Here is a 16012-nt window from a genome sequence, read left to right on the forward strand (position 1 = left end):
TGCGTTGACATGACTCCATCGTAGGGCCAGCGCGCCGGCATATTTCGCCGACAAAATTGCCGATTCAGCACAGCGCGCGCGTTCTTGCCGCGATAACCTGCGGTTTTGCGTTGCACCACGCGGCGGAATCTCGCGCCGTGCGGGACAGGAAGATCGTCCTAGCCATGCGCGCTGCGCGGTGTCAAAGTCACGGTAAATGTCTTCAAACTGAGGAGGCCGCGTGCCTGACTCGAACAATAACGAAGTGGTCGAATACCGGGCTTTCACGCTCGACGACCTTCCTGCAGCGCACGCGTTGTCCGCGTCCGTGAAATGGCGGCATCGCGCGGACGATTGGCGTTTCGCGGCGCGTATCGGCAGCGGCTTCGCGGCGGTCGATCAGAACGGTGCGCTCGTCGGTACGGCGCTCGCGTTTCAGTTCGGCGCGGATGCGGCGACGCTCGGCATGTTCATCGTGTCGCCGGAACATCAGCGGCGCGGCATCGGGCGCGGACTGCTCGACCGCCTGCGTGCGAAGCTCGGTCCGCGCATGCTGCTGATCCACGCATCGAACGAAGGCAAGCCGCTTTGCGTGGAACGCGGCTTCGAAACCATCGACACCATTCATCAACATCAGGGCGCGGCCTTTCAGCCGCCGCTCGTTTCGCTGCCGCCGGGCGAACGGCTCCGTCCGATCGGCGCGAAGGATACGCCGCGTCTTGCCGCGCTGGCATCGCGCGCAAGCGGGCTGGATCGCACGGAACTCATGCCGCAATTGCTCGATGTCGCGAGCGGCATCGCACTCGATCGCGATGGCGAACTGATCGGCTTCGCACTCTTCCGACGTTTCGGCGATGGTCACGTGATCGGCCCGGTCGTCGCGCCCGAGTCGGCGGACCAGAGCCGCGCCAAAGCGCTGATCAGCTATTGGCTCGCGCTGAACGCGGGCATGTTCGTGCGCATCGATACGCCCTTGCGTTACGGCCTTTGCTCGTGGCTGGAAGGACTCGGCCTGCCGCTCGTCGATACCATCGAGCAGATGGCGCTCAACGGCAAGCCATCCACCGATGCGACGTTCACGCAATTTGCGCTGACGAGCCAGGCCGTGTGGTAATCGATCGTCACGCCTTCGCGAGCCACGCGAACTCCGCGAACCGATAGCCCATCACGCGTCCTGACGGCGTCCCCTTCAAGCCGCGCAAGTTCGAGCTTTGCGCGTCGATGAAGTTGATGAAGGCCGGAATCACGAGACTGTTCTTCTCGTAGACGATGGTCTGCATGTCGCCGTACATCTGCTTGCGCTTCGCTTCGTCGCGTTCGCGGCGCGCCTGTATCAACAGTTGATCGAACTGCTCGTTCTTCCAGCCGGACTCGTTCCAGTTCGCGTTCGAGCGAAAGAACTGCGTGTACAGCAGATCGAGCGTCGGGCGCGGCAGGATCGAGCCGTAGGTCATCGGATACTTCATCCAGTAGGTCGTCCAGTAACCATCGGCGGGCACGCGGCGCACGTTGATGTCGACGCCCGCCTGTTTCGCCGCCTGCTGGATCAGCATCGCGGAATCGAGCGCGGTCTCGACGGATGGCGGCGCGATGATCTCCGCACGCGCGCCCGGCGTGCCGGCCTTCTTGAAGTGGAACTGCGCCTTGTCCGGATCGAACGTGCGCTGAGGCAATCCCTTCATGAAGTATGGATGCCACTCGGGCACCGGATGATCGTTCGCGAGCGTGCCGTGTCCGCGCAACATCACGTTCACGATGCGCTGGCGATCATGCAGATACTTGATGCCTTCGTTGAAGTCCGCGCTCTTTGTCGGCAGCATGTCCTGCCGCAGCGCGAGATCGGAATAGAGTTGCGACGGACTTTCGAGCACGGTCACCTTGCCGGTCTGCTTCACGCGGTCGACATCGCGCGCGGGCAGTGGCGAGATGAGCTGCACATCGCCCGCGAGCAGCGCATTGGTGCGCGCTGCATCATCGCCAATGCCGATGATCTCCACTTCATCCAGATACGGACGCCCCGGCTTCCAGAAGTTCGCATTGCGCGCGCCGATGCAGCGTTGCGCTGGCGTGAACTCTTTGCATGTGAACGGTCCCGTGCCGTTGCCCTTCGAAAAATCGGTCGTGTTCGCGGCGACAATCACGAGATGCGGAATCGCGAGCAGCGCGGGAAGATCGACGTTCGGCTCGGTCAGCGTGATCTCGACTTTCAACGGTCCCGCCGCCTTCACCGAGCTGATGCCATCCGCTATCGATTTCGCTTTCGAGCCGGTCGCCGGGTCCTTGTGGCGCATCAACGAGAACACGACATCGTCGGATGTCAGCGGCTTGCCGTCGTGGAAATGCACGTTGGGCCGCAGTGTGACAGTCCAAGTCGTGAAGTCGTCGGATTCGAGCTTCTCCGCGAGCGCGTTCTGCGTCTTGAAGTCGGCGTCCAGTTCGGTGAGGCCGCTATAGAACATGTACGCGCGAGCGTAATCGCCGGTATGCGTTCCCTTCGCGGGATCGAGCGAGTCCATCAGCGACTGATTCGCGAGCGCCACGCGGATGCGTCCGCCGCGTTGCGGCGCGGGCTCGTTCCCGGCGAATGCAAGCGACGATGCGCCCGGCAAGATCAGCGTCGCCGCACCCGCCGCGGCAAGCGTTTTGATCGCCTTGCGGCGGCTCGGATCGGCAACTACGAAGTCCTTCGGCAATGTCATGTGAGCCTCGCTCGTTCATTGTCGTTTCAACGGATGAGATGCAACCTGCCTTCACAGCGCCATGCACAGCCGATAGGCGTCATAGATGGCCGTATGGATATCGCGCGACGCGCTGGCATCGCCGATGCGGTACAAGTGGAACTGTCCTTCCTCGCGTTCCTTCGCTTCGGGTTGCGGCTTGCCTGTCGCGAATGCTTCGAGATCGGTGTAGCCGTCATTGGCCGAATACATGCGCGCCGCTTCGAAGAGATCCTCGACCGCGAGCATGCCGCGCTCGACCACGACATGCTCCGCTTCCATCTCGACGAGCTCGTTCGTCAGATGATGACGGAACACGGCGCGGCGCTTGCCGCCATCGGTCGCGCTCACTTCGATCAATTCGATGTTCGTGCGGACCGGCACATCCCAGCGCGCGATATTGCGCATCCAGACCTGATCGTCGCCGCGTCCGCCGGTTTCCTGCGCGGGCACGCTGTCGATGAGCGCGAGCGATACAGCAAGGCCCGCATCGACATAACGCTCGGCGCAGAGATACGCGTTATGCCGGCCCGTGCCGTCGTAGACGAGCACGCTGCCTTCGCGCGGCGGCGTTTCGGTGAGCGCATCGAAGACGGACTTGCAGAGCTCGCCGCCCGGCAACGCATCGAGATTCGGCAGGCCGCCCGTCGCGACGATGACCACATCCGCGCCATGATCGAGCACGTCGCTCAACTCGGCGTAGTGGTTGTAGCGCACATCGACAGCGAGCTTGTCGAGTTGCGCCACGCGCCAGTCGACGATGCCGATAAGATCGCGCCGCCAGCTTCCCGTCGCCGCGAGCAACATCTGTCCGCCCGCCTCCGAGTTCGCCTCGAGCACGGTGACGTCATGGCCGCGCGTCGCGCAGATGCGCGCGGCTTCGAGGCCCGCAGGTCCCGCGCCGACGACGAGCACGCGCTTCTTCTGCGCGGCCTCCGGTATGTCATGCGTGAGATACGTCTCGCGCGACGTCGCCGGGTTATGAATGCACGTCGCGCGATAGTTGCGGCAGAACGATGCGCCGACGCACGGCCTCGCTTCATCCTCCTTGCCTGCTTCGACGAGCTTCACGAGATGCGGCTCCGCGATATGCGCGCGCGTCATGCCGACCATGTCGAGCAGACCTTCGCGTATCGCATAACGCGCCGTGGCGAGATCGGCGATCTTCGCTGCGTGGAAGACGGGCAGATCGACCGCGCGCTTGAACGCGGCCGCTTTGGGCAGCCACGGTGCAGACGGCACGAACATGCCCGGCATCGAGTTGACCGCGAGCGACATCTTCGTGTCCATGCGCCCGAACGTGACGTTGAAGAAATCGAACAGACCCGTGCTCTGCAGGATGCGCGACATCTCCAGCCCTTCCTCGAAGCTGCATCCGTCTTCGAGCGCGAAGCGAAAGCCGACGATGAAATCGTCGCCCACCTGCTTGCGTATTTCTTCGTGAACCTCGATTGCGAAGCGCACGCGATTCGCCGTCGAACCGCCGTATTTATCGGTGCGCAGGTTCACGGTCGGGTCCATGAACTGGCCGATGAGATGCCCGCCCGCATGCGTTTCGATGCCGTCCAGACCGCCATCGCGGCAGCGCTTCGCCGCAAGGCCGAAGTCGCGGATCACGCGTTTGATGTCGGCATCGTGGATAGCCTGCGGCATCGCCCGATGCAGCGTTTCGCGCACGGCCGATGGCGCGATCATCGGCAGCCACGGTTCCGTGTATGCATCGCCGCGCCGCCCGAGATGTGTGATCTGGCACATGAGCGCGGCGCCGTGCGTATGGACGCGATCGGAAAAGCGCCGCAGATGCGGCACCACGGCATCGGTCGAGACGTTGATCTGCTGGAACGTATTGGGACTGTCGAGACTGACGTTCGACGAGCCGCCGAACATCGTCAGCGCGATACCCCCTTTCGCCTTTTCCTCGTGATACCGTTGATAAACCTCCTGAGGGAATTCATCACGCGTGAGACGGCTCGCGTGACTCGTGCTCATCACACGGTTTCTGAGTACGAGATGCCTGAGGGCAAAGGGCTGAAGCAACGGGTCCGACGAAGCAGTGGTCATGGCCTGCGAGAAGAAGTAAGCGTCGGACTCAAGGTAAGGAGGTCAATATGCGCCGTCAAATTACAAATGGATGCACGCCCCTTAACATGGTGTTGTATGAGTCTGCGACTTCCGTCCCTTCAGGCACTGCTCGTCTTCGAAACTTCCGCGCGGCTCTTGAGCTTCACCAAGGCGGCCGGCGAACTCAACGTGACGCCCGTCGCCGTGAGCCGCATGGTGGCGCGTCTCGAAGACGCGCTCGGCTTCAGGCTCTTCGATCGCACGAAGCTAGGGCTTACCCTGACCGATCGCGGCGCAACATTGCAGCGCGCCGTTGCATCGGGTTTCGGGCAGATCGGCGACACCATCGATGAACTCAAGCGCGATCATGCGCAAGGCGAGATCGTCACGCTGTCGCTCGCGAGCGGCTTCGCCGCGTTGTGGCTCTTGCCGCGTTATGCGGGGTTTCGCCGCGCGTTTCCTTCCATCAATCTGCGCTTGCAAGTGATGGCCGGGCGGCTCTACGGACCGCTCGAAGATGCGGACCTCGGCATCCGGCTGCATGGTCCGGGTTCGGAGAAGGAACCGCTTCTTCTTTGTCCGGAGATCATCGTCCCTGTCTGTAGTCCGAACTATCGCGCCGAATTCGGCCCGCTCGATACGCCGGCGAGCATCGAAGGTCACGCCTATATTCATCTCGACGTGACCACGCTTTCCTGGGCGGATTTTCATCGTGCGACGGGGCTGTCCGACAAGGGCATCGGCGAAGCGGTGCATCACACCGATCCCGGACTCGCCGTGCAATGCGCGATGCTCGGACAAGGCGTCGTGCTCGGCTGGCTGCTCGCGATCGCGGCGCCGTTGAACGAGGGCAAGGTCATTCCCGCGTGGGACCGATACATCGAAACGGGCTGCAATTACGTGCTCGAACATCGCTCGTCGAATCCGTCGGAAAGCACCCGCGCGGTGGCGCAATGGCTCATCGACGAAATGAGGAAGGAACTCGACGATGCGCGTCGCGTGCTCGCGCCGCTGAAAGCGGTGCCCAAGCACCGCGCCGATCACGCAAGCATGGCTCGATCACCTTCCTGAGGGCGCGGACACCGAACGCTCGCGCTGCCAGCAGCGCAGGCCGAAAAACGGCACGACGCCATAAGCGTGATCGAGCATGTCCGATAGCAACGCCTCGTAGCGCTCCCAGCGAATCTCGTCGATGAACACGCAGATCTCCAGTGCCACGACCGCCGTCGTGGACTGGACGTGGCGAATCACGAGCGGCATGTCGCGACGCACGGCCGGGTGCGCGCGCAAATATCCGCTGAGATAGTGCCGATACAAACCGAGGTTCGTGCGGCGCTCGCCTTCGACGGTCACGAGCGGCTGTTCTATCGCTGCGTGCAATTGCGCGAGCAACGCGTCGTCGGGATAGCGGATCGTGTCCACGTCGAAGTGAATCGCATGCCGCAAGCGTCGCGCGCCCGACGCGACCATGCCGCGCCAGTTCTTCACGCTGTTCGTCAGCAGCAGTTGGCTCGGCAACATGACGACGGTGTTGTCGAAGTTGCGCACCTTGATCGTGTTCAAGGCAATATCGATGACGATGCCATCGGCTACATATCCGGGCACTTCGATCCAGTCGCCCACGCGCAGCATGTCGTACGCGGCGAGCTGGATGCTGGCGACGAAGCCCAGCAGCGAGTCGCGAAAAATGATGATGAGCAGCGCCGTGATCGCGGAGAGACCGGTGAGCAGATAAACGGGCGAACGCTCGAGCAGCAGCGAAACGACCGCGATCAGCGCGACGAGATACACGACGATCGTGGCGATCTGCAGAAAGCTCTTGATGGGCCGCTCGCTCGCCGAAGGAAAGTGGCTATAGCGCTCGTCGATGCTGTCGCGCAATGCAAGCGCCGCGCGCACCATCGTGTAGACCATGTAGCAGGCCGCGAGTATGGCGAGCGGCTTGCCGAGCGCCGGGATCACCGGAAACGTGAGCCCCGTGAGCAACGGCGCCGCGGCATAGACGATAGCGGCAGGCACGAGCGGCGCAAGCCGATGAAACACGCGATGTCGCTCCGCCGCGATCAGCCACTTGCGCCCTTCCTTGCGTGCGAGCCGGTTGACGATCACGAGCATGATCCAGCGCGTCAGGTAGTAGCAGATGACGCTCGCGAGGAAAATCGCCAGCAGCATGGCGATCACGAGAAGCGTCGCGATGAGCCAGCTATCGGTGGCGACGTTGACTTGCCAGTCGGGTCCCACTTCGAAACGCAAGCTGTTGCCGAACATGGACGCTCCCGTATGGGCGAACCGATGTGATTATTCAGGCGAATCCGACGAGACCGTTGCTTTGCCGAATATTGTAGTAGCGTCGCGACGATGCACGCGATGATCGAAGCCCTTCGCATTTCCCGATTTTCCCGCTACAATTCGGTCCCCTTGCCCAGGTGGCGGAATTGGTAGACGCACTATCTTGAGGGGGTAGCGCCGCGAGGCGTTCGGGTTCGAGTCCCGACCTGGGCACCAGTTGCATCCGCAACGACTTCTGTTTTCTTCTCTCTGCGCGTCGAACGCAGCTTGTGCGTTTCCGGCGGCGCAGTCAGGCCCGCGACGGCCGCTCCCGACTGAATCAAGAATTCCCTGAACGCATTCGCGACCTGAGGCAGGCGTCGCTCCGACATATGCACGACATGCCAAGCGCGCTCGATCGGCGTCGAAGGCACGGGAAGCGTCGCGAGCAAGCCCGCCTGCATTTCGAGCGCGCACGCGTGCAGCGAAAGAAACGCCACGCCGAGTCCCGCTTCGACGAGCTGCTTGATCGCTTCATTGCTCGATAACTCGGACGCGGCATGCAGCTTCAGACCCGCTTCCTTGAACAGCCCTTCGATCGCGACGCGCGTGCCCGAGCCGCGCTCTCTGACGAGCAGATTCGCCGATTCGAGATCGGTCAGACGCAGGCGCTTCGCGCGCATCAGCGGATGCGAAGGCGCGGCGACGAACGCCATCGGATGCTTCGCGAATGCGGCGGCGCTCGTGCGCAGTTCGCGCGGCTGCCGTCCCATGATCGCGAGATCGATTTCATTCGTCGCGAGCATGCGGACGATGTCATCGCGATTGCCGATGCGAAACTGCAGCTTCACGCCGGGCCGCTCCTTCGTGAAGCGCACGAGCAGCGGCGGCACGAGATATTCCGCCGTCGTGATCGCACCGATGCGCAACGTGCCGCCCAGTTCGCCGCGCAACGCCGCCACTTCTTCGCCCGCTTCGTTCCAAAGGCTCAGGATTTCGTTCGCGTAACGCGCCATTACTTCGCCCGCAGCCGTGAGCTGCACTTCGCGGCCGACGCGGCGCAAAAGCGGCGTGCCCGCGGCTTCGCCGAGCAACGAGATTTGCAACGAGACCGCCGGCTGCGTGAGATGCAGTTCATCGGCGGCGCCCGAGATGCTGCCCACGCGCGCGACGGTCTGCAGCGTGCGCAACTGACGGAAGGTCGTGGTCTTTAACATTAGTGAAAACTTATGAGTCGGCGATAAATACTAAATAGCGCATATGTTTTCGGGACCTTATATTTTTCCCAACGAGGTCGTCAAGCATCCACACAGCACTTCCGGGAGAGCCATGATGTTGAATCCTTACGCGCAACGGCAGGTCGATTCGCCTCATCGCATCGTGATCGTCGGCGGCGGCGCCGCCGGGCTGGAACTCGCGACGCGTCTCGGCAATAGCGTCGGCAAGCGGCGGCGCGCCGACGTGATCCTCATCGACCGCTTTCCGACGCACTTCTGGAAGCCGCTTCTGCATGAAGTGGCGTCGGGACAGATCGATGCATCGAGTCATCAGATCGATTACGCCGCGCACGCGAAGTGGAATCACTTTCGCTTCGAGCAGGGCGCGCTCGCGAACATCGATCGTGGACGCCGCGAGATCGTCATCGACGAGACGACCGATATCGACGGACGTCCGCTCCTGCCGAAGCGAACGCTCGCCTTCGATTCGCTCGTGCTCGCGCTCGGCAGCGTGACGAACTTCTTCTCGATTCCCGGCGCGGCGCAGCATGCGCTGACGCTCGAAACGGTGGAGCAGGCGGAAACGTTCCGGCGGCGTCTGTTGTCGAGCCTTCTGCGTTCGAGTCATGCGCGGCAGGCGACGCCCGGCGCGGCGCGCACGCCGGTTTCGGTGACGGTGATCGGCGGCGGCGCGACGGGCGTCGAACTGGCCGCCGCGCTGCGCGGATCGGCGGAAATGCTGCGCGAGTATCACCTCGCGTCGATCGACCCGGCCAGCGACATCCGCATTCGTCTGCTGGAAGGCGCGCCGCGCGTGCTGCCCGCGCTGCCCGAACGCATTTCGACGCGCGCTCAGGACGTGCTCGCCAAGCTCGGCGTGGAAGTGCGGCTGGGTTGCCGCGTGCGTTCGGTGGACGAGCAGGCCGTATCGACCGCGGATGGCGAAACGCTCACAAGCGACATCACGATCTGGGCCGCGGGCGTGGAAGGCGCGCCGGTGTTGCGCACGCTGGAAGGATTGCCGCTGAACCGGCTGGGACAGGTGATCGTCGATGCAACCTTGCAGGTCGAACCCGGCTCAGGCATCTACGCGATGGGCGACTGCGCCGCGTGCGCCGCAGCGAAAGGCGACGCGCTCGTGCCGCCGCGCGCGCAGGCCGCGTTTCAGCAGGCCGTCTATCTCGCCGATGCCCTCGCGCGCCGCCTCGACGAACGCGCCGTGCCGCTCTTCGCGTACCGCGATCAGGGCACGCTCGTCTCCTTCGGACGCGCAGGCGCGGCGGGCGCGCTGATGAGCGAGTTGCTGCGCCGGCCGCTGTTCATCGACGGATGGTTCGCGGCGTCGTGCTACCGGCATCTGTATCGCCGGCACATCATGGGGCTGACGGGCGTCAAGCGGGCGCTGATGTACGCCGCGAGCCAATGGCTGCGCGAGCGCGTGCGGCCTACCGTGAAGCTGAACTGACGCCGTTTCAGCGCATTGCGACGGCCGTGCCGGACTCGGCGCGGCCCGACACGAGGCATTGCGACCGGAACGCGTCGCGCTGGCTGCTCGCGGCGGCGTGGCTGAAGCCCTTGCTCAGGGCGTCGAATTCGATCTGCGCCGCGCTCTGCGCGCACGACGACGCGGCCAGGTCGCGTCCCTGCGCGTGGAGCATGGCGCGATCGGCGACGAGATACGCGACGAGCGCAAAGACGACGGCCTTGAATGTTTTCTTCATGCTTGTCTCCTTCCTTGCGTTCTAGGCTAAGGGCCACGCGGCTTCCGGCAAATCAGGGCAAGCCCGAAGCGAACGAACGATTCATTCACGTCGACGTGCCGCGGAGCCGGAATCGGTAAAAAAGTCAAGGCCGTTCGGCGCAATGAATTTGATACGCCGCAATGCACAAAAAACTATTCTTTTGAGTTATCCTCGTTAACCCTTAGGAATACGCCTAAGTCATTCGGGCTGCGCGCCGGATTCAAGCCTCCGCGCACTCGTCCTGCCTTACATTCCACTGTCAGCGCCTTTCCAGCGAGCACGTTTCTTCGCGTGCTGGCCGTGCTTTGCGCCCGATTTCGACCGAGCTATGCATCTGCCGTCAGTTCTCAGTTTTCTTATCTGGATTCCAGTGGTGTCGGGCATCTTCGTGCTGACGTTCAGCGCATCCGCGACGCTCTCGCGCGCCGTCGCCCTGTTCGGCGCGATTCTCAGCCTTTTGCCCGTCGTGCCGCTGCTCTCCCGCTTCGACGCGTCGTCCAGCGCGATGCAGTTCGTCGAGCGCGTCGAGTGGCTGCCGCAGTTCGGCATTTCGTACCATCTGGGCGTCGACGGCATTTCGCTGTGGTTCACGGTGCTGACGGCCGTCACCACGCTCATCATCTTCGTCGCGTCGTGGCGCTCGGTCACGAAGCAGGTCGCGCAATACTACGGCGCGTTCCTCGTGCTGTCGGGCTGCATGCAGGGCGTGTTCGCGTCGCTGGATGGCATGCTGTTCTTCGTGTTCTTCGAGGCTTCGCTGATTCCGCTGTATCTGCTGATCGGCACGTGGGGCGGCGAGCGGCGCGTGTACGCGGCGATTCGCTTCTTCTTTTTCTCGCTGCTCGGCTCGCTTGCAATGCTGGCCGCGCTCGTTTATCTGTGGACGCAGGCGCATACCTTCGATATCGACGCATGGCGCAACCTGAAGCTCGGCTTCACGCCGCAGATCGTCGTCTTCGTCTGCTTCCTCGCGGCGTTTTCGGTCAAGGTGCCGATGTGGCCCGTCCATACGTGGCTGCCCGACGTGAACTCGGAAGGCCCGACGGGCGCGGCGGTGCTGCTCGGCATGCTGAAGATCGGCGGCTACGGCATGTTGCGCTACGTGTTGCCGATCGTGCCCGACGCAGCGCACTTCTTCGCCCCGGCGATGATCGCGCTGTCGCTCGTCGCGGTGATCTACGGCAGCCTCGTCGCGCTCGCGCAGACGGACATGCGCAAGCTGCTTGCCTACTCGGCAGTCGCGCACATGGGTCTCGTGACGCTCGGCCTCTTTACCTTCGACCGCCTCGGCACCGAAGGCGCGGTCGTGCAGATGCTGTCGTACGGCATCGTGTCCGGCGCGATGCTGCTGTGCACCGGCGTGCTCGTCGAGCGCACGAAAAATGGCTCGATCGATGCCTACGGCGGCGTCGCCAACACGATGCCCCGCTTCGCGGTCTGCGCGATGCTGTTCGCGATGGCCAATGTCGGCCTGCCGGGCACCTCGGGTTTCGTCGGCGAGTTTCTAGTGTTGATGGGCGCGATCCGCCTGAACTTCTGGATCGGCGCGGCTGCGGCCACGTCGCTGATCCTGAGCGCGGCCTATACGCTGTGGATGGTCAAGCGTGTGATTTTCGGCGCGGTGAAGAACGAGCGCGTCGCCGGTCTGCGCGATCTCGGCAAGCGCGAACTCGTGCTGTTCGGCGCGATGGCCGTGCTGGTGCTGGGTATCGGCGTGCATCCGAAGACCTTCACGGACGCGATGGGCCCGTCCGTCGAAAGACTGCTCGCGGCGGCGCAAGGCTCGACGCTGCCCGACGACGGCAGCGCGCCGTCCTACAACGCGCGCCGCGAAGCGGTTTCGGAGCGCACGCCGGGCTGAGTTCCGGCAAAGATGGAACTACGCCGCTAACATTTCGAGTGTTCGCGGACACACGCCGCGGCGCCGCTCTATACTGAGCGGCGCCGCGTTCGTTTTTGCATCGCCTGATCCATCCGAAATTCGCCATTGCATTCGTTCGATATGCAGTCAATGGAGGCCTGGACATGAAGAAGAACTCCGCAGCCATCTGGATTCTCGGCGCGATGGTCATCGGCATAGTGGTTGGCTACATGATCTTCACGAGCTTTCCCGACAAGAAGACCGCCACGGAGATCGCCGGCTACATCTCCCTCGTGTCCGACGTGTTCCTGCGCCTCATCAAGATGCTGATCGGGCCGCTCGTGTTCTCCACACTGGTCGTCGGCATCGCGCACATGGGCGACGCCGCCTCGGTCGGACGCGTGTTCGCCAAGGCGCTCGGCTGGTTCCTCACCGCGTCGCTCATTTCGCTGCTGCTCGGCCTCGTGATGTCGAACTTGCTCAAGCCCGGCGATAACCTCGGCTTGCCGCTTCCCGACATCGGCGCATCGGCGAATCTCGCGACATCGAAGTTCACGCTGAAAGACTTCGTCAGTCACATGGTGCCGCGCTCGTTTGCCGAAGCGATGACCAACAACGAGATCCTGCAGATCGTCGTGTTCTCGATGTTCTTCGGCGTCGCGCTCGCCGCGCTCGGCGAACGCGGCAAGATCCTGCTCGCCGCGATCGATCAGCTATCGCACGTCATGCTCAAGATCACCGGCTACGTGATGAAGCTCGCGCCGCTCGCCGTGCTCGCCGCGATGGCCGCGACCGTCGCGGTCAACGGGCTGACGATCCTTCTGAAGTTCGCGGTCTTCATGGCCGACTTCTATATCAGCCTCTTTCTGCTGTGGGGCCTGCTCGTGCTCGCGGGCTTCCTGTTTCTGCGGCGGCGCGTGTTCAAGCTGCTGTCGCTCATCAAGGAAGCGTTCATGCTTTCGTTCGCGACGGCGAGCTCGGAGGCCGCGTATCCGAAGATCCTCGACGCGCTCGATCGTTTCGGCGTGAAGCGCAAGATCTCCAGCTTCGTGATGCCGATGGGCTACTCCTTCAACCTCGACGGCTCGATGATGTATTGCACGTTCGCGACGCTCTTCATCGCGCAGGCGTACGGCATTCATCTGCCGATCAGCACGCAGATCACGATGCTGCTGATCCTCATGCTGACATCGAAAGGCATGGCCGGCGTGCCGCGCGCGTCGCTGGTCGTCATCGCGGCCACGCTCAATCACTTCAACATTCCCGAGGCGGGACTGCTGCTGATTCTCGGCGTCGATACCTTCCTCGACATGGGGCGCTCGGCGACCAACGCCGTCGGCAATTCGATCGCGAGCGCGGTCGTCGCGAAGTGGGAAGGCGAGCTGCTGACGGAATCGGAGGCGGCGAAGAATGCGGCGCGCATCGAGGCCGAACAGGACGCGTCGCTCGCGCATCCCGCGCAGGTCTGACGGAGACGAGCCATGAAGACGCAGCGCTTCTGGTCGGCGCTGGCTGCGGCCAGCCTGATCGCGATCGCTCCGAACGCGCGCGCGGCCGACGACGTGCAGACACCGCCGCCCGACAACGACGCCTACGCGCCCGCGACGCTGACCGGCACGCTCGCCAAGGCGCGCGACACGGGCACGATCGCGATCGGCTATCGCGATGCCTCGGTGCCGTTCTCGTATCTGAACGCGCGCAAGGAGCCGATCGGCTATTCGATCGAACTCTGCAAGTCGATCGTCGCCGCGATCGGCAATGCGGTGCACAAGAACCTGAACATCCGGTGGGTGCCCGTGACGCCGGAGAATCGCATCGAAGCGGTCGTCGATGGCCGTGTCGATCTCGAATGCGGCTCGACGACGAGCAACGTCGAGCGGCAGAAACGCGTGGCCTTTTCGCCGATCTTCTTCGTGGCCGGCACCAAGGTGATGGTCAGGAAAGGGTCGCCGATCCGCTCGTTTCGCGATCTCGCGGGCAAGAAGGTCGCAGTGACGGCGGGCACGACGAACGAGAAGGCGCTGCGCGATCTCGACCGGAAGTTCGCGCTCGGCCTGCAGTTGCAGATCGTGCCGGATCACGCGGAAGGCTTCGCGCGCGTCGCGAACGGCGAGGCCGATGCCTTCGCCACCGACGACGTGCTGCTCTACGGCCTCATCGCGGAGAACGCGGCGAAGGGCGGCGCGTATCAGGTGATCGGCGATTATTTGTCGTATGACCCGTACGGCATCATGTATCGCAGGGACGATCCCCAGCTTGCGCAAGTCGTGAAGGATACGTTCCAGAACCTCGCCGCCGATGGCGAAATCGAGCGTCAATACAAGCGCTGGTTCCTGCAACGTCTGCCGTCGGGAAAAAGCCTCGACATGCCGATGAGCGCGCAACTCGAGAGCATCATCGAGTCGATGGCGGGCGGCGAGGCGCAGTAGCGCGCGGGCGTCCTTACTCGTCGACGAGCTGGCGCACGCGCGCGGCCAGCGTTTCGATCGCGAACGGCTTGGTCAGCACTTGCATGCCGGGCTCCAGGCGTCCATTGCCGATCACCGAATTCTCCGCATAGCCGGTGATGAAGAGCACTTTCAGATCGGGACGCGCCTCGCGCGCCGCATCGGCCATCTGGCGTCCGTTCATGCCGCCGGGCAAGCCGACATCGCTGATGAGCAGATCGATCCGCACATTCGACTGCAACAGCTTGAGGCCCGCGATGCTGTCGGCGGCTTCGATCACCGCGTAGCCGGCCTCTTCCAGCACATCGACGATAAGCATGCGAACGCTCGGTTCATCGTCGACGACGAGCACGGTTTCGCCCGACTCCGCGCCGGAGATCGGCGATGCGGATTGATCGGCGGCATCGTCATCGACACCGCCATAGAAGCGCGGCAGATAGATGCAGACCGTCGTGCCCTGCCCGACTTCGGAATAGATCCGAACCTGGCCGCCCGATTGCTTCGCGAAGCCGTAGATCATCGATAGACCGAGGCCCGTGCCCATGCCGATCGGCTTGGTCGTGAAGAACGGATCGAACGCATTCGCGATGACATCGGGCGTCATGCCGGTGCCGGTATCCGTCACGCACAGCGACAGGAACTGGCCTTCGGGCATGTCGTGGCTTTGGGCCGCGCGGTGGTCGATCCACTTGTTGGCCGTTTCGATGGTGATGCGCCCGCCATCGGGCATCGCGTCTCGTGCATTGATGCACAGGTTGAGCAGCGCGTTTTCCAGTTGTCCCGAATCGACGAGCGCGGGCCACAGGCCCGTCGCGCCGACAGACTCCACCTTGATGCCCGGGCCGACCGTGCGCTGGATCAGTTCGGTCATGCCGTTGACGAGCGCGTTGACGTCCGTGGGACGCGGATCGAGCGTTTGCCGCCGCGAAAACGCCAGCAGCCGATGCGTCAGCGCCGCCGCGCGCCGCACCGCGCCTTGCGCCGCGACGACGTATTTGTCGACCTCCGCGATCCGTCCCTGGCTCAGCCGAATGCCGAGCAACTGCAGCGAGCCCGACACGCCCGCCAGCAGATTGTTGAAGTCGTGCGCGAGGCCGCCCGTCAACTGACCGACCGCTTCCATCTTCTGCGCCTGACGGAGTTGTTCTTCCGCGCGCATCAATTCCGCCGTGCGCTCGGCGACGCGCTGCTCCAGCGTTTCGTTGAACGCGCGCAGCGACGCGATCGCGCGATCGCGTTCCTCCTCCGCTTTCTTGCGCGCGGAGATGTCGCGAAAGAGGATCGACACTTGCCGCAGGCTGGGCGGTTCGACGCGCGACGCCGACACCTCGATATGCCGCCCCGCCGATAGAAAGTAGCGCTCGAAACGCGCGGTCGCGCCGGTGCGCAGAACGTCGCCGTAGATTTCGACCCAGCCGTCGGCATCGGTCGGATCGATCTCGCGCAAGGTCTTGCCGACGATGTCGCGAATGCCCGAGTGCCGCTCGTATCCCGGATTGGCCTCGACGTGCAGATAATCGCTGAGCGGTCCGTGCGGGCCATCGATGAATTCGATGATGCAAAAGCCGTCATCGATCGCGTTGAAGAGCGTGTGGTAGCGCGCCAGCGTGGCGAGGCGGCGGGCTTCGGGATCGGGCGTTTGGGTCATCGGAAGGGTTCGGGTCGGTCGCGTCGTGGGCGGGCGGCCCGCGCGGCGTCGAGAGCTTACGGCAAAACAAGC

11 protein-coding genes, 1 tRNA gene and 1 pseudogene are annotated in these 16012 nt (G+C 63.5%); 7 read left to right on the plus strand and 6 right to left on the minus strand.

The features are described from left to right. Positions 1-220 precede the first annotated feature (220 nt). The gene (locus NCS02_RS27025; protein WP_250520123.1) at positions 221-1093 is read left to right on the plus strand and encodes a GNAT family N-acetyltransferase; all 873 of its coding nucleotides are present in this window, start codon (positions 221-223) and stop codon (positions 1091-1093) included. Between the two features lie 7 nt (positions 1094-1100). Here the strand turns inward: NCS02_RS27025 and NCS02_RS27030 are convergent, their stop codons facing one another. Together NCS02_RS27030 and NCS02_RS27035 are read right to left on the minus strand one after the other, a co-directional pair. Then, the gene (locus NCS02_RS27030) at positions 1101-2678 is read right to left on the minus strand and encodes an ABC transporter substrate-binding protein (protein WP_250520124.1); all 1578 of its coding nucleotides are present in this window, start codon (positions 2676-2678) and stop codon (positions 1101-1103) included. Positions 2679-2729: 51 nt separating this feature from the next. Next, entirely contained in the window at positions 2730-4757 is a 2028-nt protein-coding gene (locus tag NCS02_RS27035) for an oxidoreductase (RefSeq protein ID WP_502800903.1), read from the minus strand. Positions 4758-4853: 96 nt separating this feature from the next. On the opposite strand from NCS02_RS27035, the gene NCS02_RS27040 reads away from it, so the two are divergent. Beyond that, a complete protein-coding gene (locus tag NCS02_RS27040) occupies positions 4854-5828 on the plus strand; it encodes a LysR family transcriptional regulator (RefSeq protein ID WP_250520126.1) in 975 nt (324 codons plus the stop codon). Here NCS02_RS27040 and NCS02_RS27045 read toward each other — a convergent pair. Next, positions 5817-7025, minus strand: coding sequence for a mechanosensitive ion channel family protein (locus NCS02_RS27045; RefSeq protein WP_034470218.1), 1209 nt, complete (start codon positions 7023-7025; stop codon positions 5817-5819). The genes NCS02_RS27040 and NCS02_RS27045 overlap by 12 nt on opposite strands. Positions 7026-7177: 152 nt before the next feature. Here NCS02_RS27045 and NCS02_RS27050 point away from each other — a divergent pair. Next, a tRNA-Leu gene (locus NCS02_RS27050) sits at positions 7178-7262 on the plus strand. Positions 7263-7312: 50 nt separating this feature from the next. Here the strand turns inward: NCS02_RS27050 and NCS02_RS27055 are convergent. Continuing rightward, a pseudogene (locus NCS02_RS27055) lies at positions 7313-8242 on the minus strand (LysR family transcriptional regulator); the annotation flags it as partial. Between the two features lie 112 nt (positions 8243-8354). Between NCS02_RS27055 and NCS02_RS27060 the strand changes: the two are divergent. Continuing rightward, positions 8355-9707 carry an NAD(P)/FAD-dependent oxidoreductase gene (locus NCS02_RS27060; RefSeq protein WP_250520127.1) on the plus strand — a complete coding sequence of 451 codons (1353 nt, stop codon included), beginning with the start codon at positions 8355-8357 and terminating at the stop codon, positions 9705-9707. Positions 9708-9714: 7 nt separating this feature from the next. Here the strand turns inward: NCS02_RS27060 and NCS02_RS27065 are convergent, their stop codons facing one another. Beyond that, complete coding sequence (locus NCS02_RS27065; protein ID WP_175981421.1) at positions 9715-9963, minus strand: adhesin; 249 nt, start codon at positions 9961-9963, stop codon at positions 9715-9717. A gap of 349 nt (positions 9964-10312) precedes the next feature. On the opposite strand from NCS02_RS27065, the gene NCS02_RS27070 reads away from it, so the two are divergent. The 3 genes from NCS02_RS27070 to NCS02_RS27080 all read left to right on the plus strand — a co-directional run bounded on the left by NCS02_RS27070 (position 10313) and on the right by NCS02_RS27080 (position 14274). After that, positions 10313-11845, plus strand: coding sequence for a complex I subunit 4 family protein (locus tag NCS02_RS27070; RefSeq protein ID WP_250520128.1), 1533 nt, complete (start codon positions 10313-10315; stop codon positions 11843-11845). A 164-nt stretch (positions 11846-12009) separates the two neighbouring features. Continuing rightward, positions 12010-13314: a dicarboxylate/amino acid:cation symporter gene (locus NCS02_RS27075; protein ID WP_008347015.1), complete on the plus strand. Its 1305-nt coding sequence runs from the start codon at positions 12010-12012 to the stop codon at positions 13312-13314. Positions 13315-13326: 12 nt separating this feature from the next. Continuing rightward, positions 13327-14274 carry an amino acid ABC transporter substrate-binding protein gene (locus tag NCS02_RS27080; RefSeq protein ID WP_008347016.1) on the plus strand — a complete coding sequence of 316 codons (948 nt, stop codon included), beginning with the start codon at positions 13327-13329 and terminating at the stop codon, positions 14272-14274. A 13-nt stretch (positions 14275-14287) separates the two neighbouring features. Here the strand turns inward: NCS02_RS27080 and NCS02_RS27085 are convergent, their stop codons facing one another. Further along, positions 14288-15940, minus strand: coding sequence for an ATP-binding protein (locus tag NCS02_RS27085; RefSeq protein ID WP_008347018.1), 1653 nt, complete (start codon positions 15938-15940; stop codon positions 14288-14290). Positions 15941-16012: the final 72 nt, after the last annotated feature.

Source organism: Caballeronia sp. NCF2, from assembly GCF_023631205.1.
In the GTDB taxonomy this organism is placed as follows: Bacteria; Pseudomonadota; Gammaproteobacteria; order Burkholderiales; family Burkholderiaceae; genus Caballeronia; species Caballeronia zhejiangensis.